This is a genomic window from Halomonas sp. G15 (assembly GCF_021282295.1).
Taxonomy (GTDB): domain Bacteria; phylum Pseudomonadota; class Gammaproteobacteria; order Pseudomonadales; family Halomonadaceae; genus Halomonas; species Halomonas alimentaria.
Map to the genome: position 1 here is coordinate 33,756 of NZ_JAJSPA010000011.1, position 26,043 is coordinate 59,798.

Sequence of the window (26,043 nt, forward strand, 5' to 3'; positions counted from 1 at the left end):
CGACGTGCGCCTCTTTTTTTCTTTTCTATATCACCGCTGCGCTTGTCGCCGTCTGTCTGAGGCCGGCTGCCTCCGGGGTGTCGGCGATCAGACCCGCGAGCAGGTCATCCAGCCCGGTGAGACGCTTGAGTCGCTGGAAGCGTCGGGCCGCCTCGGCGTCTGCCTGGCGCATATGGTTGAGCCACTGCTTGACCAGGGAGGTGACGACGCGTTCGGGCAGAGCTCGGCGCTGGAGGGTGGCGAATTCATCGAGGATTGCTGCCCGCGCCGCCCAGGGGGTGGGCGGCAGCCGCTCGCCGGTATGCTGCCAGTGGCGGATGCGGGCTGCCAGCCAGGGGTCGGCCAGGGCGCCTCGGCCAAGCATCACGTGTCGGCAGCCGGAGAGGGTGCGGGCCTTCCAGTAGTCCTCGAGGGTCCAGATGTCGCCGTTGGCGATCACCGGGATGGTCAGGTCGCGTCGAATGCGGCCGATCCACTCCCAGTGGGCCGGTGGGCGGTAGCCCTCTTCCCGGGTGCGGCCATGCACCACCAGGTGGCGGGCACCCCCTGCCTGGGCAGCGCGCCCGCAGGCCAGTGCCAGGCGTCGATCGGCGAAGCCCAGGCGGATCTTGGCGGTCACTGGAATATGCTGGCCCACTGTCTCATGCACGGCAGCGACCACGGCATGCACGCGCCGTGGGTCGCGCAGCAGCGAGGCGCCGCCATCGTGGCGGTTGACCAGCTTTGCCGGGCAGCCGAAGTTGAGGTCGACACCGGTGGCGCCTAGGCGCAGTGCCTGGGCGGCGTTGGCCGCCAGGGCCTCGGGATCGGAGCCGAGAAGCTGTAGCTGAACCGGTACGCCGGCCGGAGTCGTCATGCGAGCGCCCTGGAGTTCGGGGCAGTGCTTGTGGAAGACGCGCGGTGGCAGTCGGGCATCTACCACGCGGACGAACTCGGTGACCGCCCAGTCGAAGCCCGGCTGCCGGGTCAGCAGGTCCCGGGTGTGGGCGTCGATAACGCCCTCCATGGGGGCCAGGCCGACCCTGCCCGGTACATCTTGTAGTAAATTAACAACGCCGACTTCCACCACAGCACCATTGCAATCTGATCAGAGTGTGGCAGGTTATAGCATCGAAAATTTTGCGCAAGCCGCCATGTCTCGCACCGTTGAGGCGCATGGAGGTACATGTTCAACAGGAGAGGCGCGCGATGCAGGACATGCAGCTGCTGGAAGAGGGACTCTCCCTCATGGCCCTTGGCATGGGCTTTGTTTTTGTTTTTCTTACCTTGCTAGTCATCGTCACCACCCTGATGTCCAAGGCAATCGGTCGCTTCTTCCCGGAGCCCGTGGCGCCTCCGGTGCCGGCACGCGGTCGTGGCGCGGCCCCCCAGGGCCAGGACGATGACGTCATGGTGGCCATCACCGCCGCGGTGCACCACTATCGCCGCCGACACCGCCGCTGAACCTCGCCTGCCTCCCTTCTCCCTACATCCACTACCTCAAGGTCAAACCCATGACTGACAACGCTCGCCCGCTGGGCATCACCGATGTGGTCCTGCGTGACGCCCACCAGTCGCTGTTCGCCACCCGCATGCGTCTCGACGACATGCTGCCCATTGCCGAGAAGCTCGACCGCGTCGGCTTCTGGTCGCTGGAGTCCTGGGGCGGGGCCACCTTCGACGCCTGTATCCGCTACCTCGGCGAGGATCCGTGGGAGCGGATACGGGCGTTGAAGGCCGCCATGCCCAACACCCCCCAGCAGATGCTGCTGCGTGGCCAGAATCTGCTGGGCTATCGCCACTACGCCGATGACGTGGTGGACAAGTTCGTCGAGCGGGCCAGGACCAACGGCGTCGACGTGTTCCGCGTCTTCGATGCCATGAACGACCCGCGCAACCTGGAGCGTGCCATCCAGGCCGTCCGCAAGGTCGAGGGCCATGCCCAGGGCACGCTCTCCTACACGGTGAGCCCGGTGCACACCCTGGACGGCTGGGTCGAACTCGGCAAGACCATCGCCGCCATGGGTGCCGATTCGCTCTGCATCAAGGACATGGCCGGCCTGCTCAAGCCCTACGACGCCTTTGAACTGGTCACCAAGCTCAAGAAGGCGGTGGATATCCCCATTCACATGCAGTGTCATGCCACCACCGGCATGTCCACCGCCACCGCCCTCAAGGCCGCCGAGGCGGGTATCGACAACGTCGATACCGCCATCTCCTCGATGTCGATGACCTATGGACACAGCCCCACCGAATCGGTGGTGGCCATCCTCCAGGGCACCGAGCGCGACACCGGCCTCGACCTCGAGCTGCTCGAGGAGATCGCCGCCTATTTCCGCGAGGTGCGCAAGAAGTACGCCGCCTTCGAGGGCTCGCTGAAGGGCATCGACTCGCGCATCCTGATCGCCCAGGTGCCGGGCGGCATGCTCACCAACATGGAAGGCCAGCTCAAGGAGCAGGGCGCCGGCGACAAGCTCGACGATGTGCTTAAAGAAATTCCCAGGGTACGGGAAGATTTGGGCTTTATTCCGCTGGTCACCCCCACCTCCCAGATCGTCGGCACCCAGGCGGTGATGAACGTGATGATGGGGGAGCGCTACAAGTCGATCTCCAAGGAGGTCCAGGCGCTGCTCAAGGGCGAGTATGGTGCCGCCCCGGCGCCGTTCAACAAGGAACTGCAGGCGCGCGTGCTGGAGGGGGGCGAGCCGATCACCTGCCGCCCGGCCGACAACCTCAGCCCCGAGATGGACCGGCTTTCCGCCGAGCTCAAGGAGAAGGCCAAGGCCGACGGCATCCGCCTGGCCGAGGGCGAGCGCGAGATCGACGACGTGCTCACCTATGCGCTGTTCCCCCAGATCGGCCTGAAGTTCCTCAACAACCGCGACAACCCCGATGCCTTCGAGCCGGCGCCCCAGGTCTCCGAGGCCGGCGCCAGCCTGCCCGCGAAAGCAGAGGCCAAGGCACCCGCGACCCAAGGCGGTGCCCCGGCCGGCCCCGAGACCTATACCGTCAAGGTCAACGGCAAGCAGTATGTGGTCGAGGTCGCCGAGGGCGGCGAGGTCGGTGCCGTCCAGGAGCAGGCCGCGGCCGCCCAGCCCGCCGCCGGCGCCCCTGCCGCCCCCAGCGGCGAGGCGATCACTGCGCCCCTGGCCGGTAACATCTTCAAGGTCAACGTGCGCGAGGGGGACAGCGTCGCCGAGGGGGATGTGGTGATCATCCTCGAGGCGATGAAGATGGAGACCGAGGTGCGTGCCGCAAGCGCCGGTACCGTCTCTTCCGTCAAGGTCAGCGAGGGCGACAGCGTCGCCGTCGGTGACGTGCTGATCGAGCTCTAAGGGCCCCGACATGGAGAAACTACTGACACTCTGGTACGGCTCGGGGGTCTACAACCTGACGCCGGGTCAGGCCGTGATGATCCTGGTCGGCATGCTGCTGCTCTACCTGGCCATCGCCAAGAAGTTCGAGCCGCTGCTGCTGGTGCCCATCGGCTTCGGCGGCATCCTGGCCAACATTCCCGAGGCGGGCCTGGCGCTGTCGGCGCTGGACCAGGCCATCGAGGTGGCCAAGCCAGCGGTGCTGCAGCAGCTCGCGACGGCGCTGGGCGTGACCCTCGACCCCCTGGCCAACGCCGAGGCGTGGCGCGAGTCGCTCAAGGGCGTGGCCCACGACGGGGCCGCGCCGGATGCGCTGCGCGCCGCGCGCGATATCGCGGTGGGCGTCGGCTATGGCGACGGCATGCTCTACAGCTTCTACAAGGTTGCCATCGCCTCCGGCATCGCCCCGCTGATCATCTTCATGGGCGTGGGCGCGATGACTGACTTCGGCCCGCTGCTGGCCAATCCGCGGACCCTGTTCCTGGGCGCGGCGGCACAGTTCGGCATCTTCGCCACCCTGTTCGGCGCGGTGGGCCTCTCGTCGCTGGGCGTGATGGACTTCTCGCTCAACCAGGCCGCTGCCATCGGCATCATCGGCGGCGCCGACGGCCCCACCTCGATCTACGTGTCGAGCGTGCTGGCTCCCGAACTGCTGGGTGCGATCGCCGTGGCCGCCTACGCCTACATGGCCCTGGTGCCGCTGATCCAGCCGCCGATCATGAAGCTGCTGACCTCGAAGCGGGAGCGCGAGATCACCATGACCCAGCTGCGGCCGGTGTCGAAGCGCGAGAAGATCGCCTTCCCCATCGCCATCCTGCTGCTGGTGGCCTTCTTCCTGCCCGATGCGGCACCGCTGCTGGGGATGTTCTGCTTCGGCAACCTGATGCGCGAGTGCGGGGTGGTGGAGCGCCTCTCCGATACCGCCCAGAACGCCCTGATCAACATCGTCACCATCATCCTGGGTCTCTCGGTGGGCTCCAAGCTGATGGCCGAGAGCTTCCTGGCCGTGGAGACCCTGGGCATCCTGGCGCTGGGCATCGTGGCCTTCGGCATCGGCACCGCGGCTGGGGTGCTGATGGCCAAGCTGATGAACGTGATGAGCCGCATTCCGATCAATCCGCTGATCGGCTCGGCGGGCGTCTCGGCGGTGCCCATGGCGGCACGGGTCTCCAACAAGGTGGGGCTGGAGGCCAACCCGCACAACTTCCTGCTGATGCATGCCATGGGGCCCAACGTGGCCGGGGTGATCGGCTCGGCGGTGGCCGCCGGGGTGATGATCAAGTACCTGGGCTGATCGCTACGGCGATGCCAGCCACTGCGAAAGGCGCCTGCGAGCGCCTTTCGTCTTTTCCGGGTGGCAACAGGGGGGGGGAGGGGTCAGGCCTCGAGGAGCTCGAGGTGACCGCGCAGCCGCGAAGCCAGCGGGCTCAGCTCGACCTCAACGTCGCGGGGCCAGCCGATGGTGAGGCGCACGCCCTGGGCGTCGTAGTCGGCCGCCTCGACGGGGATCTCGCGCTCGGCGAGCCAGGCCCGGGCCTCGGCCTCGCCGGCGAAGTCGATCCGCAGGCGCAGCGAGGTGCGCTCGACGACCTCGCGTCTCGGCAGGGTCTCCAGTGCCTGGGACACGGCCTGGCTGTAGGCGCGGGCCAGGCCGCCTGTGCCCAGCTTGGTGCCGCCGAAGTAACGTGTGACCACGCAGCCCACCTGGCCCAGGCCCGAGCCCTCCAGCACCTGAAACATGGGGCGGCCGGCGGTTCCGCCGGGCTCGCCGTCGTCGGAGAAGCCGATGGCGGCCTGCTCGCCGGGCGGCCCGGCGATGAAGGCGCTGCAATGGTGGCTGGCGCTGGGGTGGCGCTCGCGGGCGGATGACAGCAGCGCATCGAAGGTGGCGACGGTAGGGGCGTGGCAGAGCCAGGCGATAAAGCGGCTGCGCTCGACCTCGATCTCGGTTTCCCGCCACTCTCCCGGTGGCAGGTCGGGTACCGGGTAGCGCATCAGGCGGCCAACTCGCCCTGGCGCACCACGCCCATCACCATGCCCAGCACCTGGATATCGCTGTTCCTGAGGAAGATGGGGGCCATCTGCTGGTTGGCGGGCTGCAGGCGTACACCGGACTTCTCGATATAGAGCTTCTTCAGGGTGACCTCCCGGTTGTTGATCATCACTACCGCGGTCTCGCCGTTCTCGGCGCTCTCGCACTGTTCGATGATGATCACATCCCCGTCGAAGATGTTGCAATCGATCATCGAGTCACCGCGCACGCGCAGGGCGTAGGTGTTGCGCCGCACCATGCGCCGGGGGACGCGGATATGGCTGACGCTGGGACAGGCCTCGATGGGCATGCCCGCCGAGACGTTGCCCAGCAGCGGGACCTCGACCATCTCCTGCGCATCGCCGGGCATGGGGCAGGGCGACCAGGCCTCGGCGAGGCGCCGGTTGGTACGACGGAGCAGGAACTGCGTGGTGACCTCGGGCATGCTGTATCTCCTGTTGAAACATACAGTGTATGGTGAGCATAGCAGGGCGCCCGAATCTGGCAAGGCGACCAATCGACGATGCGCTTGATGCATGTCAACCGCGACCTGCTGACGCGGCAGGCGTCTCTGGTAGAAAAAGCCCTTTCCGTGTAGAGTCTCGAGCCAAATTACCCACGCCGGAGAGTGTCTTGACCCTGCGCCTGCAAGCCAGAGGCCTGGCCTGTGAACGGGATGATCGGTGGCTGTTCGAGGATCTCGACCTGGATATCCGCGGCGGTGAGATCGTGCGCGTCGAAGGCCCCAACGGCAGTGGCAAGACCACCCTGCTCAAGATCCTTTCCGGCCAGCTCGCCGATTACCATGGCGAACTGTTCTGGAACGAACGGCCCATGCGTCAGGCGCGCCAGTCCTTCCTCGAGAACCTGCTCTATCTGGGCCATGCCCCGGGGGTCAAGGCGGCGCTGACACCGCTGGAGAACCTCGCCTGGTACCAGGCGTTGGCCGGTGAAGCCGTCCATGAGGCCCCGCGCCTGGCGGCGCTTGAGTCGGTGGGGCTGGCGGGCTTCGAGGACGTGCCGGCCGGACAGCTCTCGGCCGGCCAGCAGCGTCGGGTGGCGCTGGCCCGACTGGAGCTCACGCCGCGTCCGTTGTGGGTGCTGGACGAACCCTTTACCGCCATCGACCGCCATGGGGTCGCGGCGCTGGAGGAGCGTCTTGTGGTCCACGCCCGTTCGGGGGGCTGTGTGCTGGTGACCACTCACCATGAACTCAAGGCGTCGGAAGAGCTGCGGCATGTCCGTCTCGGCCGGGGAGGGCAAGATGCCGAGCGCTGATACTCGCATGAACGGCAGCGACAGCAAGCGCGATAACGGCGACCGTCAGGTCACTGCAGGGGAACCCCGCGGCGGCCTGACGGTCGCAGTCTGGGCGACGCTCAAGCGCGACCTGACCCTGCTGATGCGTCGACGCAGCGAGGTGCTCAATCCGCTGGTGTTCTTCGCCCTGGTGATCACCCTGTTCCCGATCGGCATCTCGCCGGACCCGGAACTGCTGGCCACCATCGCCCCCGGGCTGCTGTGGGTGGCGGCGCTGCTGGCGGCGCTGCTCTCCCTGGACAGCCTGTTTCGCGGCGACTACGAGGACGGCTCCCTGGAGCAGCTGCTGCTGACGCCACAGCCGCTGCCCATGCTGGGCCTGGCCAAGGTGGCGGTTCATTGGCTGCTGACCGGACTGCCGCTGGCGCTGATGGCCCCAGTATTGGGCATCATGCTGGCGCTGCCGGCGGGCAGCTACCTGATACTGGCCTTCTCCCTGGCCCTGGGCACCGCCAGCCTGAGCCTGATCGGTGCCATCGGCGCGGCGCTCACGGTGGGGCTGTCACGCGGCGGGGTGCTGCTGTCGCTGCTGGTACTGCCGCTCTATATCCCGGTGCTGATCTTCGGCGCCGGTGCCGTTCAGGCGGCGATCATGGGCGATGGCGCCGCCGCACATCTGGCGATTCTGGGGGCCCTGCTGGCCCTGTCACTGATGCTGGCCCCCTGGGCGATCGCGGCGTCGCTGCGCATCAGTATCAACGGTTGAGAGGTGGAAAAGGCATGTGGGCCTTCATTAACAAGTTGCGTTCCCCCAAGTGGTTCTACGCCATCAGCGAACGGCTGCTGCCGTGGTTCTGGGTGGCCGCGGCTGCGCTGATCCTGGTGGGCAGCGTCTGGGGGCTGGCCTTCGCCCCGGCGGACTATCAGCAGGGCAACAGCTTCCGCATCATCTACGTGCATGTGCCGGCGGCCTTCCTGGCCCAGTCGATCTTCGTCAGCATGGCGGTGTGTGGCCTGGTCTACATGGTGTGGAAGATCAAGGTGGCCGACATGGTCGCGGCGATGATGGCGCCGCTGGGGGCCGCCATGACATTCATCTCGCTGTTCTCCGGGGCGGTGTGGGGCGTGCCTACCTGGGGCACCTGGTGGATGTGGGATGCGCGGCTGACCTCGATGCTGATCCTGTTTTTCCTCTACCTGGGTGTGATCGCCCTGCGCGGCGCCTTCGCCAGCCGCGACAGCGCTTCTCGGGCCGCCTCCGTGCTGGCCATGGTGGGTGTGATCAATATCCCCATCATCAAGTACTCGGTGGACTGGTGGTACACCCTGCACCAGCCCGCCACCTTTACTGTTACCGGGCGTGTCGGCATGCCCATGGAGATGTGGGTCCCGCTGCTGATCATGGTGCTGGGGTTCTACAGCTTCTTCATCGCTGTGACCCTGATGCGCACGCGGAGCGAGATCCTGCGCCGCGAATCCAACAAGCGTTGGGTGCGTGACCTGGCCGGAGGAGAGCGCTGATGGCCTTCGAATCCTTCAACGAATTCATCGCCATGGGGGGGCATGCCCCCTATGTCTGGGCGGCCTGGGCGGCGACCGCCGCGCTGCTCGTCGCCATCGTCCTCCACGCCCGCGCCGAGCGCCGCCAGCTGCTGCGCAGCCTGCAGCGTCGCGTCCGTCGCGAGCAGCGCCTAGGAGTCGATCAAGACGAGGCAACGAAAGTTTCACATCAATCGGGTGGTAATCGTCATGACACTTAGCCTGACACCGAAGCGCAAGCAGAGGCTCTTCGTGATCCTGGGGCTCGTCGCCCTGGCCGCGATCGCCGTGGGCCTGACTCTCTACGCCCTGCGCAGTAACATCAACCTGTTCTTCAGCCCGGTACAGATCGCCGCCGGGGATGCCCCCTTCGAACGCCAGATCCGTGCCGGTGGCATGGTCAAGGAGGGCACCGTGGCCCGTGATCCGGAGAGCCTCGATGTGGCCTTCGTGGTCACTGACTATGTCGATGATCTCGAGGTGCGCTACAGCGGCATCCTGCCCGACCTGTTCCGCGAGGGGCAGGGCGTGGTGGTGGTCGGCGAACTGCAGTCCGAGGGCTGGCTGCGTGCCGACCAGGTGCTGGCTCGCCACGACGAGAACTACATGCCTCCCGAGGTGGCCCAGGCCCTGGAAGACGCCGGCTACTCGCCGGAGGACTATCAGGCCAAGGCCGCCGAGGTGGGTGAGCGGATGGAAGCCCAGCAGCAAGGCGCCAGCCAGTAACGAGCGGAGAACCCATGCAGACCCTGATGATCCCCGAGATCGGCCACTACGCCCTGGTGATCGCCATGCTGATGGCCGCCGTGCAGGGCGTGTTGCCACTGGCCGGCGCGGCCACCCGCCGCCCGCTGTGGATGGCCTATGCCCGGCCCATGGCGGCCGGGCAGCTGCTGTTCGTGGCCATCGCCTACGCCTGTCTGACGGCCAGCTACATGCTGGACGACTTCAGCGTGACCAACGTGGCCAACAACTCCAACTCCATGCTGCCCTGGTACTACAAGCTCAGTGCCGTGTGGGGCAACCATGAGGGCTCGGTACTGCTGTGGAGCCTGCTGCTGGCCGCCTGGGGCTACTTCGCCTCGCGCTTCTCCCGGGAGCTGCCACGCGACATGGTGGCGCGGGTGCTGGGCGTGCTGGGGCTGGTCGGCACCGGCTTCCTGGCCTTCGTGCTGGTCACCTCCAACCCCTTCGAGCGCCTGCTGCCCAACGTGCCGGGCGACGGTGCCGACCTCAACCCGCTGCTCCAGGACATCGGCCTGATCATGCACCCGCCGATGCTCTACATGGGCTATGTGGGCTTCTCGGTCGTCTTCGCCTTCGCCATCGCCGCCCTGCTGGGCGGTCGTCTGGATGCGGCCTGGGCCCGCTGGGCGCGCCCCTGGACCAACCTGGCCTGGGCCTTCCTCACCGTGGGCATCGCCCTGGGTAGCTGGTGGGCCTACTACGAGCTGGGCTGGGGCGGCTGGTGGTTCTGGGACCCGGTAGAGAACGCCTCGCTGCTGCCCTGGTTGACCGGCACGGCGCTGATGCACTCCCTGGCGGTGACCGAGAAGCGCGGTGCCTTCAAGAGCTGGACCCTGCTGCTGGCGATCTTCACCTTCTCGCTGTCGCTGCTGGGCACCTTCCTGGTGCGCTCCGGGGTGCTGACCTCGGTGCATGCCTTCGCCAACGACCCCTCCCGCGGCCAGTTCATCCTGGTGCTGCTGGGCATCACCGTGGGCCTCTCGCTGCTGGTGTTCGCGCTGCGCGCGCCGCGGGTCGGCCACAAGGTCGGCTTCACCTGGCTCTCCCGCGACGCCCTGCTGCTGATCAACAACATCCTGCTGGTGATCATGACGATCACCGTGCTGATGGGAACCGTCTACCCGCTGCTGCTCGATGCCCTGGACCTGGGCAAGATCAGCGTCGGTCCTCCCTACTTCAACGCCCTCTTCGTGCCGCTTACCCTACTTCTCGCGCTGTTCATGGGACTCGGCCAGGTGGCGCGCTGGAAGCAGACACCGGTGAGCCTGCTGGTCAAACGGCTGTGGCTGGCTGCCGTGGGTGCCGTGGTGCTGGGGGCCGCGCTGCCGCTGCTGTTCGCCGAACGCTGGAGTCCGGCGGTGGCGCTGGGCCTGATCGCGGCGCTGTGGATCGTGCTGCCGATGCTGCGTGACCTGTTCGAGAAGACCCGTAACGCCAGCTCCGTGGGCGCCGGGCTCAAGAAGCTGTCGCTGGCCTACTGGGGCATGCAGCTCGGCCACCTGGGCGTGGCGGTGACCATCGTCGGCGTGGCGGTGGTCTCCAACTACAGCATCGAGCAGAACGTGCGCATGGCACCGGGCGACAGCGTCGAGGTGGCCGGCTACACCTTCACCATGAACGAACTCTCCCGTCGCCAGGGAGCCAACTTCCTGGCCGACCGGGCCAACATCTCGGTACAGCATGGCGACAGCCGCCGCAGCTTCGCCATGAATCCCGAGAAGCGCCTCTACCTGGCGACACGCATGCCGATGTCCCAGGTGGCGCTGCGCCCCGGCTTCCTGCGCGACCTCTACGTGGCCATGGGCGAGGACCTGGGTGACGGCAGCTGGGCGCTGCGGGTGCAGTACAAGCCCTTCGTGCGCTGGCTGTGGCTGGGTGGCCTGCTGATGGCCTTTGGCGGGGTGCTGGCGGTGGCCGACAAGCGCTACCGGCGCCTGGCTACCGCGCCGGACCCTGAGGAGAAAGCGACCCGCCCGGCGGGCCGGGAGGTCAGCGCATGAAGCGTCGCCTCGTCCTGCTGCTGCCGCTGGTCCTCTTCCTGGTGCTGGCGGTGTTCTTCTACCAGGGGCTGTCGCTCAACCCCTTCCATCGTGACTCGGCGCTGATGGCGGAGACCTTTCCCGCCTTCGAGCTGACGACCCTCGAGGATCCCTCCCGCACGGTCGATGAGTCCCTGCTTCAGGGAGACGTCACCCTGGTCAACGTCTGGGGCGAATGGTGTCCTACCTGCAAGCAGGAGATGCCGCAGCTGCTCGAGCTCGCCGAGCGCGGTGTGCGCCTGGTGGGGGTCGACTACAAGGACACTCGGGAGAAGGGAATGGGCTTCCTGGAGGAGTTCGGCAACCCCTTCGAGGTCAACATCTTCGACCCTGACGGCGACCTGGGCTTCGACCTCGGCGTGTATGGCGCGCCGGAAACCTTCCTGGTCGACGCCGACGGGGTGATTCGCTATCACCATACCGGCTACATCAAGCCGCAGGACGTGACCGAGGTCATCCTGCCGGAGGTAGAAAAATGGCGCGATTGATACCAACCGCCTTGCTGCTGCTACTGCTGCTGCCGGGGTTGGCGTTGGCTGGCGGCATCGAGGTTCGCGAGTTCGATGGCCCGGTCATGGAGCGGCGCTATGCCGAGCTGACCGCCACCCTGCGCTGCCCCAAGTGCCAGAACCAGGCCATCGATGACTCCGACTCCCCCATCGCCGGCGACATGCGCGACCGCGTCTATGCGCTGCTCCAGGACGGTCGCTCGGACAAGGAGATCCTCGACTTCATGGTGGAGCGCTTCGGCGACTACGTGCTCTACAACCCGCGCCTCGAGGGTCGCACCTTCCTGCTGTGGGGGCTGCCGGCGGTGCTGGGCCTGCTTGGCCTGGTGCTGGTGGGCCTGCTGGTACGCGCCCGTCGCAACGCCTCCAACAGGGAGCTCTCCGCCGAGGAACGTGCTCGCCTGGATGCCCTGATCAACCGCGAGAGAACCGAATGACCCTGCTGTGGATCGCCTTCGCCCTACTGCTGCTGCCGGCCCTGTGGCTGCTGGTGGCGCCTCTCAAGCGAGCCCGCGCGGTGCACGACGCCCAGCGCGATCATGAGACCAACGACCGCTCCGCGGATCAGAACGTGGCCATCTACCAGCGCCGCCTGGCCTCCCTGGAGGCCGCCTTCGAGCGCGGCGATATCGATCAGGCCAGTTTCGAGGAGGACCGCCTGGCGCTCGAGCGCAGCCTGCTCGAGGATACCGAGCGACTCAAGCGAGCCCCGCTCAAGGCCTCCGCCTCCGGGCGCCTGGCGGTGCCGCTGGTGATGCTGGCGGTGGTGGTGGCCAGCGTGCTCTGGTATCAGCACGAAGGCGCCGAGGGCGACCTGGCGCTGATGGCCGTACGCCAGGAGGTGATGAGCGATCCCGAGGGCTCCCCCGAGATGCTGATCGCGCGGCTCGAGGAGCAGGCCGCCCGCCAGCCGGAGAACCCCAACGTCTGGAGCATGCTGTTCCCGCTCTATCGTGACGGCGGCCAGGGGCGCGAGGCCATCGATGCCCTGGAGCGGCTGATCGAGATCGAGGGGCGCCATCCCCAGCTGCTGGCGCAGCTGGCCCAGATCGAGTTCTTCGTCGCCGGCCGCCGGCTGACCGACCGCGTACAGGAGTTGGTCGACGAGACCCTGGAGAAGAACTCCAGCGAGCCCACGGTGCTCGGCTTGCTGGGCATCGAGGCCTTCGACCGCGGCGCCTATCAGGAGGCCATCGACAACTGGCGGCGTGCCATCGCCGGCATGAGTGATCCCGCCTCCGGTGAGGCGCTGCGCCAGGGTATCCAGATCGCCCAGCAGCGCCTGGGTCAGGAGCCCGAGGGTGACGTGGCGGTGGAGGAAGAGCCCCAGGGTCCCGGTATCCTGGCCCGCGTCAGCCTGGACGAGGAGCTCGCCGGTCGCCTCGACGACAACACCCCGGTGTTCGTGGTCGCACGGGACATGGCCGGCGAGCTGCCGCCGCTGGCCGTGGCCCGCCTGACCCTGGGCGACCTGCCCACCGAGCTGGTGCTCGACCAGCGCCACGCCATGTCGCCCCAGGCCAACCTCGGCCAGGTCGAGCAGGCACGCCTGGTGGTGCGCGTCTCCGAGAGTGGCCAGGCCACGCCCCAGCCCGGCGACATGTTCGGCCAGCGTGGCGGTGTCGCCGTGGGCGACACCGACGGCGAGCCGGTCGAGATCGTGATCGACAGCGTCGTCGATTGAACGGAGTGGACCGCCCGCGATGCGCCTGACCTCGATCCGCCTGGTGGGCTTCAAGTCCTTCGTCGACCCGGTCACGGTGCCCTTCGACAGCAACATGACCGCCATCGTCGGGCCCAACGGCTGTGGCAAGTCCAACATCATCGATGCGGTGCGCTGGGTGATGGGGGAGTCGTCGGCCAAGACCCTGCGTGGCGAGTCCATGGCCGACGTCATCTTCAACGGCTCCACCGGGCGCAAGCCGGTGGGGCAGGCCGCCATCGAGCTGCGCTTCGACAACCGCGACGGTGCCATGGGGGGGCTTTATGCCCAGTACGCCGAGATTGCGGTGAAGCGCCAGGTCACCCGCGAGGGGCAGTCCAGCTACTTCTTCAATGGCCAGAAGTGCCGTCGCCGCGATATCGCCGACCTCTTCCTGGGCACCGGGCTGGGCCCGCGCTCCTACGCCATCATCGGCCAGGGCATGATCTCGCGGCTGATCGAGGCGCGCCCCGACGAGTTGCGCGCCACCCTCGAGGAGGCCGCAGGGATCTCCAAGTACAAGGAGCGGCGCCGCGAGACCGAGAATCGCATGCGTCGCACCCAGGAGAACCTGGAGCGTCTGGAGGATATCCGCGAGGAGCTCGACAAGCAGCTCGAGCGACTCAGGCGCCAGGCCGAGGCGGCGCGCCGCTATCAGCAACTCAAGAACGAGGAACACCGCGTCAAGGGCGAGCTGACCCTGCTGCGGGCCCGTGCGCTGCGTGCCAGCCAGGGCGAGGAGGAGAGTCGCGTCGCCGAACTCGAGACCGCCGTGGAGCGGGAGGTGCTCGGGCTGCGCCAGTGCGAGACCCGCCTGGAGGAGGCCCGTGCCGACCACGACCGCCTGGCCTCCGAGCTCGACGCCGAGCAGTCGCGCTTCTTCGAGACTACCACCGCCATCGCCCGCCTGGAGCAGGACCTGGAGCATGGCCGTTCCCGGGATGCCCAACTGGCCCGCGACCTCGAGACGGCACGCCGCGAGCTGGCCGACCTCGAGCGTCTCGGCGAGGACGACGGCGAGCGCCTGGTCAGCCTCGACGAGCGTCTGGCCACCCTGGTCCCCGAACGCGAGGAGCTCGCCGAGCGCCTCGAAGAGCTGGAGGCCGCCCTGGAGGAGGCCGAGCCCGAGGCGGAAGAGGCCGATGCCGCCTGGGAGACGTTCAGCGAGCAGTGGCGCGAGACCAGCCGAGAGGCCGAGCGTAGCCAGGATCGCCTGCGCGAGCTGGAGTCACGCCTGGAGCGGCTCGACGCCGACCTTGCGCGGCGCCGCCAGCAGCAGCAGGAGCTGCCCGACCTGCAGGCGTTGACCGCCCAGCGCGACGAGCTCGCCGAGCAGCTCGCCGAGATCGAGCTCGAGCGCGAGGCGCTCGAGGATCGTCGCGATGCCCTGGCCCAGGCCCGGGAGTCGGCCCGCGAGGCGTCGCGAACCGCCGAAGTCGGACGCGAGGGCGAGCGCCAGGTGCGCAGCGAACTGGCCGGTGAGCTGGCGTCGCTGGAGGCGTTGATCGAGGCGGGGCTGGCCGACCACGACGAGGCGCTGGACGCCCATCTCGCCGAGCATGGGCTCGGCGAGGCCCCGCGCCTCGGCGAATGCCTGGCGGTGACCCCCGGCTGGGAGGAGGTCGTCTCCTGGGTGCTGGCACCCTGGCTGCGCGCCCGGATGGCACCACTCGATGGCCGCCTGGAGGCCCTGGCGGCCTCGCCGGGGGAGCTGGGGCTGGTCGCGGCGAGCGAGTCCGCGGCACCGCCCGACAGCCTCGCCGCCCGGGTGGAGGGAGCCGGTGGTGCCGGCCAGTGGCTGGCCACGGTGCGCTGCGCGGAGAGTCGCGATGACGCCTGGTCGCGTCGCCACGAGCTGGCTCCTGGAGAGAGCCTGATCACCGCCGATGGCCTGTGGCTTGGGCATGGCTGGGCATGCCGGCGGGGCAGCGGCGACGGCCCGGATGCGCTGCTCGTCAGCCGGCGCCGCCAGGCCGAGGTGCGCGAGCGGCTCGACGCCGTCGAGGCGCGCCTGGCCGATCACGAGACACGCCTGGCGCATGCCCTGGAGGAGGCCGAACGTGCCGATACGGACCTCGAGGCGTGCCACCAGGCGGAGCGCGACCTCGATCGCCGCCATCAGCAGCTCGCCGTCCAGGACAGCGGCCTGGCCAGTCGACTCGAGCACCTGCAGGGGCGCGCCGCCGAGCTGAGCGAGGAGCTTGCCGGCCTCGGCGAGTCTCGCGAGGAGGCGCGCCTGGCCATCGATGAGGTGCGCGAGCAGTGGCAGGCCGCCATGGTGCGCCTGGAGGAGGGCGCCGAGCGTCGGGAACGCTTGGAGAGGCTGCGCCAGACAGCCCGCGAGCGGCTCGCCAGCCTGCGTGGCCAGCAGCGCCCGCTGGCCGACCAGCTGCAGCGCCTGGCCCTCGAGCAGGAGCGCCTGGCCGCCGAGCGTGCCGGCCTCGCCGAACAGCAGGGGCGTGCGGGGGAGGCGCGGGAGCGGCTCCAGGGGCGCCTCGCGGAGCTGGAGGAGGAGCGTGAGCTGCTCCGCGAGCCCGAGGAGGAGAGCCGCGAGCGCCTCGAGGAGCTGCTCGACCGGCGCGAGCGCGAAGAGCGCAGCCTCAATGCGGTGCGTGCCCGGGCCGCGGAACTGGTCGAGCGACTGCGCGAGGACGAGCAGGCTCGCCAGGGTCACGAGCGTGCGCTGGAGGGCATCCGCGAGCGTCTGCAGGAGTCGCGCATGCAGGTCCAGGCGCTGCGTCTCAAGGCCGAGGGCCAGGATGAACAGCTGCGGGAGCTGGGCCACGACGAGCAGGCCCTGGGCGAGTCGCTCGACCCCAACGCCACCGAGTCGGCCTGGCAGACCCGGCTCGAGGAGCTCGGCGAGCGCATCCGTCGCCTGGGTGCCATCAACCTGGCGGCCATCGAGGAGTACGACCAGCAGGCCGAGCGCCGCGACTACCTGGAGGCCCAGCACGCCGAGCTGAGTGAGGCGCTGGAGACACTCGATCGGGCGATTCGCCGCATCGACCAGGAAACCCGCAGTCGATTCCGGGACACCTTCGAGCGAGTCAATACGGGTCTGCAGGCACTTTTTCCGCGAGTCTTCGGTGGCGGAACCGCGTGGTTGACGCTGACCGGCGACGATTTGCTGGAGACCGGGGTCGCCATCATGGCGCGACCGCCGGGCAAGAAGAACAGCACCATTCATCTGCTGTCGGGGGGCGAAAAGGCGCTGACAGCCCTATCGCTGGTATTCGCCATCTTCCAGCTCAACCCGGCACCCTTCTGCATGCTCGACGAGGTGGACGCTCCCCTGGATGATGCCAATGTGGGACGCTACGCCAGGCTGGTGAAGGAGATGTCCGAGAGCGTGCAGTTCATCTACATCACCCACAACAAGATCGCCATGGAAGCGGGCGAGAGGTTGATGGGGGTGACGATGCAGGAGCCGGGTGTCTCGCGGCTGGTGGCGGTGGATGTCGAAGAGGCCGCGGCACTCGCCGAGGCCTGAACGCTTGAATGAAAGCCCGAAAAGGGGTAACAAGGAAGCATCACATGTTGCAATGCATGGAAGCAGGGGGATCATCGAAGGGCGATTGCGAAGGGCAGGTTCGGCTTGGCGTGGAAAATCGCCGATGCTTGACAAATAAAAAAAGTGGCCCTTTTTTCGGCAATCGCGCTATGCTGGTGACGGACAACCATCTGGCATGGCGCCCTAGCGAAAGGCTGACGACCCATGGAACTTAGAGAGTGGCTGATCATCCTGGGGTTGGCGCTGGTGACCCTCATCGTGGTGGATGGAGTGCGTCGCCTGCAGCGTCAACGACGTATTCCCCGCCTCGATGAGGTGGCGGAAGACGCCCACGGCACCGACCCCGACGAAGAGGCCCGCAAGGCCGAAATCAACTGGGAACTGCCCAACGGAGGGGCGCGAGTCGTCAGGCCCGCCGATTACAGCCGTGTGCAACCCAAACCCAAGCTCGAGCGCCAGGAGCATCCTGGTCCGTCGCGTGTGCTTTCCAGCTGGAAGGCTTCCGCCCCCCGGCAGGAGTCGCATGAGGCGGTAGCTGCCGAACCGACAGCGCCACGTGCCGCCGCTGCCGGCGTCGCGCATCCTGCGTCATCGGTATCGGATGAGAGGGTGGAAGAGGCGACGTCACGCGAGAGCGTGAGAAGCTCGGTCAAGAGCGAGCCCGAGCCGCATGTGGCCGCCGCAGAGCGCGATACCGAGGTTCGTGGCGCCCGGCAGCAGGCCGAGAGCCCCGTAGAAGAGCGTCGCGAGCCTACCCTCGCCGCCTTCGAGGAAGCCTCCGGGGCTACCTCTGCACCGGGCGAGCCGATGGCAGACGCCGGCGTCGAGCCCCTCGCCGCCGATCCCCGGGATCACGAGGATGCCGAGGATGACGAGCGCTACCGCCTGGTCGATTTCGATGGTGTCGGCGACTCCCTGAAGAGTGGCTCTAAGCGCATGGGCGCCTCGGTCCAGCGCTTCGGGGCTTCGCTGCAGAAGAGCCTGGCCGAGCGTCGCGAGCAGAAGCGCCAGGACAGGATCCGTCGCGAGGAAGAGAAGGCTCGCAAGGCGGCCGAGGAGTCCGAGCGCAAGCGCCAGGCCCAGGCCGAGGCGGAGTCTGCCCGTGTCGCCCGCGAGGCCGAGCGTCGGCGCCTGGAGTCCGAAGCCGCGGCCGCCGAGGATGGCGATGACCCGCTCTTCGCGCCGCGCCGGCAGGCCGATGAGGCGAACGATGCCATGGCGGTCGCCGAGGAGGAGGCCGTCGAGGCATCTCGCCACAGCGACAAGGTACGGATCCATCCGGTGCTGGAGAAGGCGCTGCGTCACGACGTGAGCGCGGAGCATGCCCGACTGACCCTCAGCCAGGCCGAGGAGATCATCGTCATCTCGGTGATGGCCCGGGATGACGAGGGTTTCTCCGGTACCGCCCTGCTCGACCTGATGCTGGCCTGTGGCCTGCGTTATGACCGCGAGATGGGGGTCTTCCACCGCTTCGAGACCGAGGACCCCGAGAGCCGTCTGCAGTTCTCCATGGTCAATGGCGTCAAGCCCGGGACCTTCCCCATCGAAGCGATCGATGACTTCCGTACGCCGGGGATCACGCTGCTGATGCCGCTGCCGGGAGCCGAGGACTGCGGCGCCGCCTTCGAGGCGATGGTGGAGACCGCGATGGTCATCGTGCGCCATATGGGTGGCGAGCTGAAGGACGAGAACCAGAGCGTGATGACCGCCCAGACGGTGGAGTTCGCCCGCCAGCGCGTGCAGGAGTTCGTACGCCGCAATCGCCTGCACCGCTATCAGGTCAACTAGCGGCAAACCATAGGCGTGAAGCTGGAATACACCCCCCGTGAGGTAGCCCCACGGGGGGTGTTGCTTTGGTAAGCTAGTCGATCATCTTGCCTCGTGCCCCGAGGCCCACGCGATAGACCGTGACACGGATTGCCATGAACCAGCCCGACTCGAAGATCCGCGACGAGCTCGAGCGCCTGCGCGCCGAGCTAGACGATGCCAACTACCGTTACTACGTCCTCGACGATCCGATCCTTACCGATGCCGACTACGATCGCCGGCTGCGTCGTCTCCAGGAGCTCGAGGACGAGCATCCCGAGCTGGTGACGGCGGACTCGCCCACCCAGCGAGTCGGCGCGCCTCCGGAGGCGGGCTTTCCCGAGGTCGAGCATGCGGTACCCATGCTCTCCCTGGACAACGCCTTCGACGAGGAGGAGATCAAGGCCTTCGTCAGACGTGTCGCCGACCGCCTGGAGGCAAATGGTGAGCCGCTGGCCTTCTGCTGCGAGCCCAAGCTCGATGGGGCCGCGGTCTCGCTGGTCTACGAAGGCGGCGAGCTGACTGCCGGAGTTACCCGGGGCGACGGCCGTACCGGTGAGGGGATTACTTCCAATGTGAAGACGTTGAGGTCGATTCCTCTCAGGCTACGCGGAAAGGAGTGGCCCGATCGCCTCGAGGTGCGTGGCGAAGTCACCATGCGCCACGCAGACTTCGAGGCCATGAATGACAAGGCCAGGGAGGAGGGAAGCAAGGTCTTCGCCAACCCGCGCAACGCCGCCGCCGGCAGTCTGCGCCAGCTCGACCCGCGAGTTACCGACAAGCGTCCCCTGGAGTTCACGGCCTATCAGCTGGTGGATCAGGACATGGCCAGCCTTGCCAATGTCGATGTGCCGACCCACAGCCATCAGATGCAGTTGCTGCGTGACTGGGGGTTTCGGATAAATCCCGAACTGGCGGTGGTCGAGGGGGCCGAGGGGGTCATCGACTACTGCCGGCGGCTCGGCGAGAAGCGTGATTCACTGGGCTACGATATCGATGGCGTGGTGATCAAGGTCGACGACCTGCGCCTGCAGCGCGAGCTGGGCTTCGTGGCGCGCGCCCCGCGCTGGGCCATCGCCTTCAAGTTTCCCGCCCAGGAGGAGACCACCCGCCTCAATGACGTCGAATTCCAGGTCGGCCGCACCGGGGCGATCACCCCGGTGGCACGCCTGGAGCCGGTCTCGGTGGCGGGGGTCACCGTCTCCAATGCCACCCTGCACAACGCCGACGAGATCGCCCGGCTCGGGGTGATGATCGGCGATACCGTGGCGATCCGTCGGGCGGGTGACGTCATTCCCCAGGTGGTCCGGGTGCTCGAGGAGCGCCGTCCGGTCGATGTACGGGCGATCGTCTTCCCCGAGCAATGCCCGGTATGTGGCTCGCAGATCGAGCGCCTGGAGGGCGAGGCGGTGGCACGCTGCTCCGGGGGGCTCTATTGCCCGGCCCAGCGCAAGGAGGCCCTCAAGCACTTCGCCTCGCGGCGCGCGCTGGATATCGATGGCCTCGGCGAGAAGCTGATCGACGCCCTGGTCGAGCGCGACTGGGTATCCACCCCGGCGGATCTCTTTCGCCTGGAGGCCGAGCGCCTGGCCACGCTTCCGCGCATGGGCAAGAAGTCCTCCGAGAACCTGGTGGCCTCGCTCAAGAAGGCCAGGCAGACCACGCTTCCGCGCTTCATCTACGCCCTGGGCATTCGCGAGGTGGGCGAGGCCACCGCGGCCAACCTGGCGCGACACTTCGGCTCCCTTGAGGCGTTGATGGCGGCCGAGATCGAAGCGCTCGAGGCAGTGGAGGACGTGGGACCGGTGGTCGCCGCCCATGTCCACACCTTCTTCCGTCAGGCCCACAACCGGGAGACCATCGACGACCTGATCGCCTGCGGCGTGCACTGGGAGGAGGAGGCCGTGGCCGAGCGGCCCCAGCCCCTGCTCGGCCAGACCTGGGTGCTCACCGGTACCCTGGAGAGCATGACCCGCGATCAGGGCAAGGCCCGCCTCCAGGCGCTGGGGGCCAAGGTGGCCGGCAGCGTATCGAAGAAGACCGCCGGTCTGGTGGCCGGCGAGGCCGCCGGCAGCAAGCTGGAGAAGGCGATGCAGCTGGGTGTGCCGGTACTGGACGAGGAGGCCTTCCTGGCGCGGCTGGCCGCCTGGGAAGCCGGCGAATCCGCAGAGGGCGAGACGCGGGAGGGCGAGTCATGAGCGGCGATCGCTTTATCGAGGTGCCCTACCGCATGCTGCCGGGGGAGACCCTGGATGCCCTGCTGGAGGCCTTCGTCACCCGCCAGGGTTATGACACCACCGATACCGGGGAGGGGATGCGCGGCTGGGTGGCCGAGCTCAAGCGCCAGCTGGAGCGCGGCGAGCTGCTCATCGCCCATGACCTGCGTACCGAGACCACCGAGGTGATGACCCTGGCCCAGTGGCGTGCCTTCGGCCGTGACCTGGCCGACGACGAGGAAGGTTAGTTTCCTCGGATCAGGTCGCGTATCAGCCGCCGCCCCGGGTGCAGGTGGTCCACCAGCGGCTGCTCCAGGGGCAGCGGCTCGTCGCAGATCCGTGAGGCGAGCAGCTCGGCGCACAGCGGCGCGCTGGCCATGCCGCGGGAGCCATGGGCGGCGCTGACCCAGAGGCCCGCATGGTGGCCGCCGGGTGTCTCGGGGATGCGCGTCGCGTCCTTGGCCAGTACCGCGTACTCCTCCCGCCAAGCGTCGGCGTCGGGCACCGGACCACAGTAGGGCGTCTTGTCGGGGCTGGCCGCTCGTACGCCGACCAGCGCGGTGAGCTTCTCGGGGGCGAGGTCGGCGCCGGCGTCGCGCAGGGCGGCGACGAAGTGCGGCAGGCCGCGCTCCAGCTCCTCCAGATTGGCGCGATGGTCGGCCTCGCGTTCGCCGGTATCGGTATCGCCAGGTCCGAAGGTTGCCCCGAAGTTGAGCACGCCATCCGCCGCCGGAGGCACATAGCCGCCGGCGCAGACCACGCGTCCCAGCCGAGGCGCCCCCGCAGGCAGCGCGAGCTGGCTGAGCTGGCCGCGAACCGGCTGCAGCGGCAGCGAGGCGGTCTGGGCGAAGGTGGCCGTCTCGACGGCGCCGGCGATGACCACCTGATCGGCCGTGAGCGGCTCGCCCGTGGCCATCTCCAGCATCCAGCCACTCTCCTGCTGGCGGAGTGCCGCCACCTCGCCGCGCCGGAAGGTGACGCCAGGCGTTGCCGCCAGGCGCACGCAGAGCTCCATGGGTCTGACCCAGGCGGCGTCGGGATAGTCCAGCGCCGGGGCATCGATCCTGACGCCGGCGGCGGCGCTGGCCGCCTCGGCATCCAGCCCCCGCACCACGCTCTCCGGCAGGGGGTGGTTGGCCAGGAAGCGTGCCTGGCGTGCCTGCTCCTTCTCGCTCCGGGCCAGCTGCAGCACCCCGCTGGCCCGCCACAGCTCCTGCCGCGGGTCGAGCCATGCCAGCCAGCGGCGGCTGTGCAGGAAGCCCGCCAGGTAGGTACGGCTCTGCCGATTGGTGTCGGCGGCGAGCTTGACGTAGAGGGCCCCCTGCAGGTGGGTGCTGCCGAGATCGGCGCGCGCGAAGCGGTCGATCAGGGTGACGGTGATGCCGCGCCGGGCCAGGGCGGCGGCGGCGCCGGCGCCGGCGATCCCCGCACCGATGACCGCCACATGGCGGGGCGGCCGGGCGGTCGGCGGTGTGAACCAGGGCGTCTGTCGCCGGCGCTCGTCCACGGGAGGCGTGGCGATCTCGCCGCACAGCATCTCGCGCTTGCGCCCAAACCCCGGTGCCTTGTGCCAGGTGAAGCCGGCAGCGGCCAGGCCGCGCTTGACCACCCCGGCGCAGCTGAAGGTGGCGAAGGTAGCGCCCGGCCGCGAGCGGGCCGCCATGGCCTTGAAGAGCTCGGGCCGCCACATCTCGGGGTTCTTCGCGGGGGCGAAGCCGTCCAGGAACCAGGCGTCGACCCGGCCGTCGAGCAGTGCCAGCCGCTCGGCGGCGTCGCCCAGGTGCAGGTCCAGGGTGACCCGCTCGTCGAGCCATAGCCGATGCACGCCGCCCACCGGTTCGGGCCACTGTGCCACGAGCGCCTCGCCGCGTTCGGCCAGGTCCGGCCAGGCGGCCAGCGCCCTGGCCAGATCCTCGCGGCCGAGCGGAAACTTCTCGGTGGAGACCAGGTGCAGCCGTGCCCCGGCCGGGGCGTGGGCGTCGAAGCAGGCCCAGGCGCAGAGCATGTTGAGTCCGGTGCCGAAGCCGGTCTCGCCGACCACGAAGGGGCGCGGCTCCCGCCACTCCCTGAAGCGCTCCGCCAGGCGATTGCCGGCGACGAAGACGTGCTCGGTCTCGGCGCGACCGTCATGCCGGGAGAAGTAGACGTCATCGAAGGCGGGGGAGTGCGGGGCGTCCTCGCCGCTGGCATCGCTGCGCCAGTCGAGGCGGGCGGTTTCCAGGGCGGCGAGGGGCGGTAGGCCATCGGGGGCGGCGGTCAAGGGTAGCTCCGGAAGCGTTCAAAATTTGATCGGTCGCGCCGCGGGGCCGGGGCCAGGGGGCTGGCGAAAGGAATCCGCGGCGTTTCAACAGTGTTATCCACAGCCTCTGTGCAAAACCGGCTGTTGATAAGCCATCCTGTTCAGGCCGGCGCTCTCAGGGAAGCACCTTCTTGAAGGGCTTCACCGTGACCTTGGCGTAGACGCCGGCGATCATGTAGGGATCGGCGTCGGCCCAGGCCTGGGCCGCCTTGAGGCTGTCGAATTCGGCGACCACCAGGCTGCCGGAGAAGCCGGCCTCGCCCGGGTCCTCGCTGTCGATCGCCGGGTGGGGGCCGGCCAGCACCAGGCGGCCGTCGTCGCGCAGCGCCTCGAGGCGTGCCAGATGGTCCGGGCGAGCGGCCAGTCGGCGCTCCAGGCTGTTGTTCACATCCTCGCTGATGATCGCATAGAGCATGGGTGGCTTCCTTCTGTGGGGGCGGCATTGCCGAGGGGCGGGCGTCATTGACCTGCACTGGATTGACCGGCATTGGCCAGGCGCGCACCATGGTAGGCCATTCTGACAAAGTCGCCGGTCGGCGTCATGCCAATGCCTCCACTTCCCGTTCGCTTCGAGGGTGATCCCGAGCCTCTCCGCATCGATCTGCACATGCACTCCACCGCCTCGGATGGCGCCCTGCCGCCCGCCGAGGTGGTGGCGTTGTGTGCCGCGCGGGGCCTGACCCATATGGCGCTGACCGACCATGACACCGTCGCCGGCGTGGCCGAGGCCGCCGCGGCCGCCGAGGAGAAGGGGCTTGTGCTGATCGCCGGCTGCGAGCTCTCCACCCAGTGGCGCGGCATCGGCATCCATGTGGTGGGATTGTTGCCCGACGGCGCCCGGGGCCCGCTGCTCGAGGGACTGGCGGCCCAGGCCGTGGCACGCGAGAAGCGCGCGGGGACCATCGCCTCACGCATGGAGAAGGTCGGTCTCGCCGATGCCCTGGCCAAAGCCCGGGAGCAGGCCGGCAGCGAGCGTCCCCTGGGGCGCCCCGACTTTGCCCGGGCGCTGGTCGCGGCGGGGCTGGTCCCCGATGTGGCGACCGCCTTCAGGAAGCACCTGGGAAACGGCAAGCCAGGCGACGTCAAGGCGCTGTGGCCGGGTCTCGCCGAGGCGGTGGGCTGGATTGTCGATGCCGGCGGCGTGGCCGTGCTGGCCCATCCGCTGCGCTACTCCCTGACGCGGCGCAAGCGCGGCCTGCTGCTCGACGACTTCGTCGCCGCCGGCGGCCAGGCGGCCGAGCTGGTCAGCGGCTTCCAGAACCCCGACGTGACCCGCGACCTGGCGCGCCAGCTGCAGGAGCGCGACCTCTACGCCTCCCAGGGCAGCGACTTCCACTTTCCCGGCGGCCACCTGGCGCCGGGCAGCATGAGCCCGGTGCCGCGCACCGCTACGCTACCGGTATGGACCCATCCGCGGCTGGCGCCGCGACTCAATTCAGGAGCGTGACCACATGAGCCAGTTCTTCCAGATCCACCCCGAGAACCCCCAGAAGCGCCTGATCGACCAGGCGATCGGGATCATCCGTGCGGGCGGCGTGGTGGCCTATCCCACCGACTCCGGCTATGCCCTGGGCTGCCACCTGGGCGAGAAGAAGGCCATCGACAAGATCAAGTGGCTGCGCTCCCTGGACGACAAGCACAACTTCACCCTGGTGTGCTCCGACCTCTCCGAGATCGGCACCTATGCCAAGGTCGACAACGCCGTGTTCCGCCTGCTCAAGGCCCACACCCCCGGCGCCTACACCTTCATCCTCAACGCTACCACCGAGGTGCCACGCCTGCTGCTGCACCCCAAGCGGCGCTCCATCGGCGTGCGCGTGCCTGACCACGCCATCACCCACGCCCTGCTGGCGGCCCTCGGCGAGCCGCTGATGAGCGTGACCCTGATCCCGGTGGGCGAAGAGTTGCCGATGACCGATGCCGAGGAGATCCGCGAGCGCTTCGGTGCCCACCTCGACCTGATCATCGACGGCGGCGCCTGCCATCTGGAGCCCACCAGCGTGGTGGACCTGCGTGACCTGCCGCCGGTGATCCTGCGCGAGGGGCGCGGCGACGTCGAACCCTTCCGCGAGTAAGTCTCTCTCCCGTGGCGGTCAGGCGTCGTTGCCCTTGCCGCCATGTTCCTCCCACCAGGCCTCCTGCTCCTCCTCGGAGAGCTGCGGGTCGGGGCTGTCCTCATCCAGCCAGGTGCCACACAGCAGGCAGTACTTGGCGCGCTGCTCGTGGCGGTCGTGGCCGCAGCCGGGGCAGGCCTCGTCGGAGTAGCGGTCGGCGCGGATCGAGCGAATCACCTCGGCGGAGAAGACCCCGGTGGGCACGGCGATGATGGAGTAGCCGATCAGCATCACCATCACCGAGATCGCCTGGCCCAGCGGGGTCACCGGCACGATGTCGCCGAAGCCCACGGTGGTCAGGGTGACGATGGCCCAGTAGATCGCCGTAGGGATGCTGGTGAATCCGGCCTCGGCGGGCTCGATCAGGTAGACGATCGAGGCGAAGATCGAGACCAGCATGAAGACGGTGAACAGGAACAGGAAGATCTGGTGGCTGCTGCGCTTCAGGGCCCCGATCAGCAGCCGGCCTTCGCCGACGAACTCCATCAGCCGCAGCACCCGGAAGATGCGCAGGGTGCGCAGCAGGCGCACCATCACCAGGGTCTGGGCCCCGGGCAGAAGCAGTGCCAGCCAGGTGGGCAGGATGGCGATCAGGTCCACCATGCCGTAGAAGCTCTTGAGGTACTGAAGAGGCCGCTCCAGGCAGTAGAGGCGTGCCGCCAGTTCCAGGGTGAAGGCGATGGTGAACCCCCACTCCAGCCAGAAGAACAGCGTGCCGTAGTCGGCCCGCAGGCTCTCGATGCTCTCCAGCATCACCACCAGCACGCTGGCGAGTATCGCCACGATCAGGGCGATATCGAAGCCCTTGGCCAGCGGGGTATCGGACTCGAAGATGATCTGGAAGACCCGGGTACGCAGGCCTTCGCCGGCGGGTTTGGGCAGGTGGTTCACGGGCGGCGTCCTTGTAGGTGGG

24 protein-coding genes are annotated in these 26,043 nt (G+C 68.3%); 18 read left to right on the plus strand and 6 right to left on the minus strand.

The features are described from left to right. Window positions 1-25: 25 nt before the first annotated feature. Window positions 26-1,006, minus strand: coding sequence for a tRNA dihydrouridine synthase (locus LWH48_RS07295; RefSeq protein ID WP_232912110.1), 981 nt, complete (start codon window positions 1,004-1,006; stop codon window positions 26-28). A 182-nt stretch (window positions 1,007-1,188) separates the two neighbouring features. Here LWH48_RS07295 and LWH48_RS07300 point away from each other — a divergent pair, with 182 nt between their 5' ends. Genes LWH48_RS07300 through LWH48_RS07310 form a run of 3 tightly spaced genes read left to right on the plus strand, consistent with a single transcriptional unit; the run spans window position 1,189 to window position 4,647 of the window. Beyond that, window positions 1,189-1,443 (plus strand): OadG family protein, encoded by a 255-nt coding sequence (locus tag LWH48_RS07300; protein ID WP_232912066.1) that lies wholly within the window; start codon window positions 1,189-1,191, stop codon window positions 1,441-1,443. A 50-nt stretch (window positions 1,444-1,493) separates the two neighbouring features. Beyond that, a complete protein-coding gene (oadA, locus tag LWH48_RS07305) occupies window positions 1,494-3,314 on the plus strand; it encodes a sodium-extruding oxaloacetate decarboxylase subunit alpha (RefSeq protein ID WP_232912067.1) in 1,821 nt (606 codons plus the stop codon). A gap of 10 nt (window positions 3,315-3,324) precedes the next feature. Next, window positions 3,325-4,647 (plus strand): sodium ion-translocating decarboxylase subunit beta, encoded by a 1,323-nt coding sequence (locus LWH48_RS07310; RefSeq protein ID WP_232912068.1) that lies wholly within the window; start codon window positions 3,325-3,327, stop codon window positions 4,645-4,647. A gap of 83 nt (window positions 4,648-4,730) precedes the next feature. On the opposite strand, the gene LWH48_RS07315 is transcribed toward LWH48_RS07310, so the two are convergent. Both LWH48_RS07315 and lexA read right to left on the minus strand, forming a co-directional pair. Continuing rightward, window positions 4,731-5,348 carry an IMPACT family protein gene (locus LWH48_RS07315; RefSeq protein ID WP_232912069.1) on the minus strand — a complete coding sequence of 206 codons (618 nt, stop codon included), beginning with the start codon at window positions 5,346-5,348 and terminating at the stop codon, window positions 4,731-4,733. Further along, window positions 5,348-5,830, minus strand: coding sequence for a transcriptional repressor LexA (gene lexA, locus LWH48_RS07320; protein WP_232912070.1), 483 nt, complete (start codon window positions 5,828-5,830; stop codon window positions 5,348-5,350). The genes LWH48_RS07315 and lexA overlap by 1 nt, the downstream gene beginning before the upstream one ends. A 188-nt stretch (window positions 5,831-6,018) precedes the next feature. Here lexA and ccmA point away from each other — a divergent pair, with 188 nt between their 5' ends. From ccmA to LWH48_RS07385, 13 genes are all read left to right on the plus strand, one after another. Further along, window positions 6,019-6,663 carry a cytochrome c biogenesis heme-transporting ATPase CcmA gene (ccmA, locus tag LWH48_RS07325; RefSeq protein ID WP_161431148.1) on the plus strand — a complete coding sequence of 215 codons (645 nt, stop codon included), beginning with the start codon at window positions 6,019-6,021 and terminating at the stop codon, window positions 6,661-6,663. 7 nt (window positions 6,664-6,670) lie between these two features. Then, window positions 6,671-7,411, plus strand: coding sequence for a heme exporter protein CcmB (gene ccmB, locus LWH48_RS07330; protein WP_161433015.1), 741 nt, complete (start codon window positions 6,671-6,673; stop codon window positions 7,409-7,411). Between the two features lie 14 nt (window positions 7,412-7,425). Further along, on the plus strand, window positions 7,426-8,166 hold the full coding sequence (locus LWH48_RS07335) for a heme ABC transporter permease (RefSeq protein ID WP_161431151.1): 741 nt from the start codon (window positions 7,426-7,428) through the stop codon (window positions 8,164-8,166). Then, the gene (gene ccmD / locus LWH48_RS07340) at window positions 8,166-8,405 is read left to right on the plus strand and encodes a heme exporter protein CcmD (protein ID WP_232912071.1); all 240 of its coding nucleotides are present in this window, start codon (window positions 8,166-8,168) and stop codon (window positions 8,403-8,405) included. Before LWH48_RS07335 ends, ccmD begins: the two co-directional genes overlap by 1 nt. A gap of 1 nt (window position 8,406) precedes the next feature. After that, complete coding sequence (gene ccmE, locus LWH48_RS07345; protein ID WP_161433016.1) at window positions 8,407-8,910, plus strand: cytochrome c maturation protein CcmE; 504 nt, start codon at window positions 8,407-8,409, stop codon at window positions 8,908-8,910. Window positions 8,911-8,936: 26 nt separating this feature from the next. Then, complete coding sequence (locus LWH48_RS07350; protein ID WP_232912111.1) at window positions 8,937-10,931, plus strand: heme lyase CcmF/NrfE family subunit; 1,995 nt, start codon at window positions 8,937-8,939, stop codon at window positions 10,929-10,931. After that, complete coding sequence (locus LWH48_RS07355) at window positions 10,928-11,458, plus strand: DsbE family thiol:disulfide interchange protein (protein ID WP_232912072.1); 531 nt, start codon at window positions 10,928-10,930, stop codon at window positions 11,456-11,458. The genes LWH48_RS07350 and LWH48_RS07355 overlap by 4 nt, the downstream gene beginning before the upstream one ends. Next, entirely contained in the window at window positions 11,446-11,916 is a 471-nt protein-coding gene (locus LWH48_RS07360) for a cytochrome c-type biogenesis protein (protein ID WP_232912073.1), read from the plus strand. The genes LWH48_RS07355 and LWH48_RS07360 overlap by 13 nt, the downstream gene beginning before the upstream one ends. Further along, on the plus strand, window positions 11,913-13,163 hold the full coding sequence (ccmI, locus tag LWH48_RS07365) for a c-type cytochrome biogenesis protein CcmI (RefSeq protein ID WP_232912074.1): 1,251 nt from the start codon (window positions 11,913-11,915) through the stop codon (window positions 13,161-13,163). Before LWH48_RS07360 ends, ccmI begins: the two co-directional genes overlap by 4 nt. Window positions 13,164-13,182: 19 nt before the next feature. After that, window positions 13,183-16,674 (plus strand): chromosome segregation protein SMC, encoded by a 3,492-nt coding sequence (gene smc / locus LWH48_RS07370; protein WP_232912075.1) that lies wholly within the window; start codon window positions 13,183-13,185, stop codon window positions 16,672-16,674. A gap of 225 nt (window positions 16,675-16,899) precedes the next feature. Further along, window positions 16,900-18,483 (plus strand): cell division protein ZipA, encoded by a 1,584-nt coding sequence (zipA, locus tag LWH48_RS07375; RefSeq protein ID WP_232912076.1) that lies wholly within the window; start codon window positions 16,900-16,902, stop codon window positions 18,481-18,483. Window positions 18,484-18,617: 134 nt separating this feature from the next. Next, window positions 18,618-20,699, plus strand: coding sequence for an NAD-dependent DNA ligase LigA (gene ligA / locus LWH48_RS07380; RefSeq protein ID WP_232912077.1), 2,082 nt, complete (start codon window positions 18,618-18,620; stop codon window positions 20,697-20,699). Then, on the plus strand, window positions 20,696-20,965 hold the full coding sequence (locus LWH48_RS07385) for a YheU family protein (protein ID WP_161431162.1): 270 nt from the start codon (window positions 20,696-20,698) through the stop codon (window positions 20,963-20,965). The genes ligA and LWH48_RS07385 overlap by 4 nt, the downstream gene beginning before the upstream one ends. Here the strand turns inward: LWH48_RS07385 and mnmC are convergent. Together mnmC and LWH48_RS07395 are read right to left on the minus strand one after the other, a co-directional pair. Then, entirely contained in the window at window positions 20,962-22,977 is a 2,016-nt protein-coding gene (mnmC, locus tag LWH48_RS07390) for a bifunctional tRNA (5-methylaminomethyl-2-thiouridine)(34)-methyltransferase MnmD/FAD-dependent 5-carboxymethylaminomethyl-2-thiouridine(34) oxidoreductase MnmC (protein ID WP_232912078.1), read from the minus strand. The two genes, LWH48_RS07385 and mnmC, sit on opposite strands and share 4 nt — an antisense overlap. Window positions 22,978-23,131: 154 nt before the next feature. Continuing rightward, complete coding sequence (locus LWH48_RS07395) at window positions 23,132-23,431, minus strand: YciI family protein (RefSeq protein ID WP_161431166.1); 300 nt, start codon at window positions 23,429-23,431, stop codon at window positions 23,132-23,134. Window positions 23,432-23,557: 126 nt separating this feature from the next. On the opposite strand from LWH48_RS07395, the gene LWH48_RS07400 reads away from it, so the two are divergent. Continuing rightward, window positions 23,558-24,463 carry a PHP domain-containing protein gene (locus LWH48_RS07400; protein WP_232912079.1) on the plus strand — a complete coding sequence of 302 codons (906 nt, stop codon included), beginning with the start codon at window positions 23,558-23,560 and terminating at the stop codon, window positions 24,461-24,463. A 4-nt stretch (window positions 24,464-24,467) separates the two neighbouring features. After that, window positions 24,468-25,091 carry an L-threonylcarbamoyladenylate synthase gene (locus tag LWH48_RS07405; protein ID WP_232912080.1) on the plus strand — a complete coding sequence of 208 codons (624 nt, stop codon included), beginning with the start codon at window positions 24,468-24,470 and terminating at the stop codon, window positions 25,089-25,091. An 18-nt stretch (window positions 25,092-25,109) separates the two neighbouring features. Here LWH48_RS07405 and LWH48_RS07410 read toward each other — a convergent pair whose 3' ends face one another. Next, window positions 25,110-26,021, minus strand: a complete 912-nt coding sequence (locus LWH48_RS07410; RefSeq protein WP_232912081.1) for an ion transporter — start codon at window positions 26,019-26,021, stop codon at window positions 25,110-25,112. Window positions 26,022-26,043 lie beyond the last annotated feature (22 nt).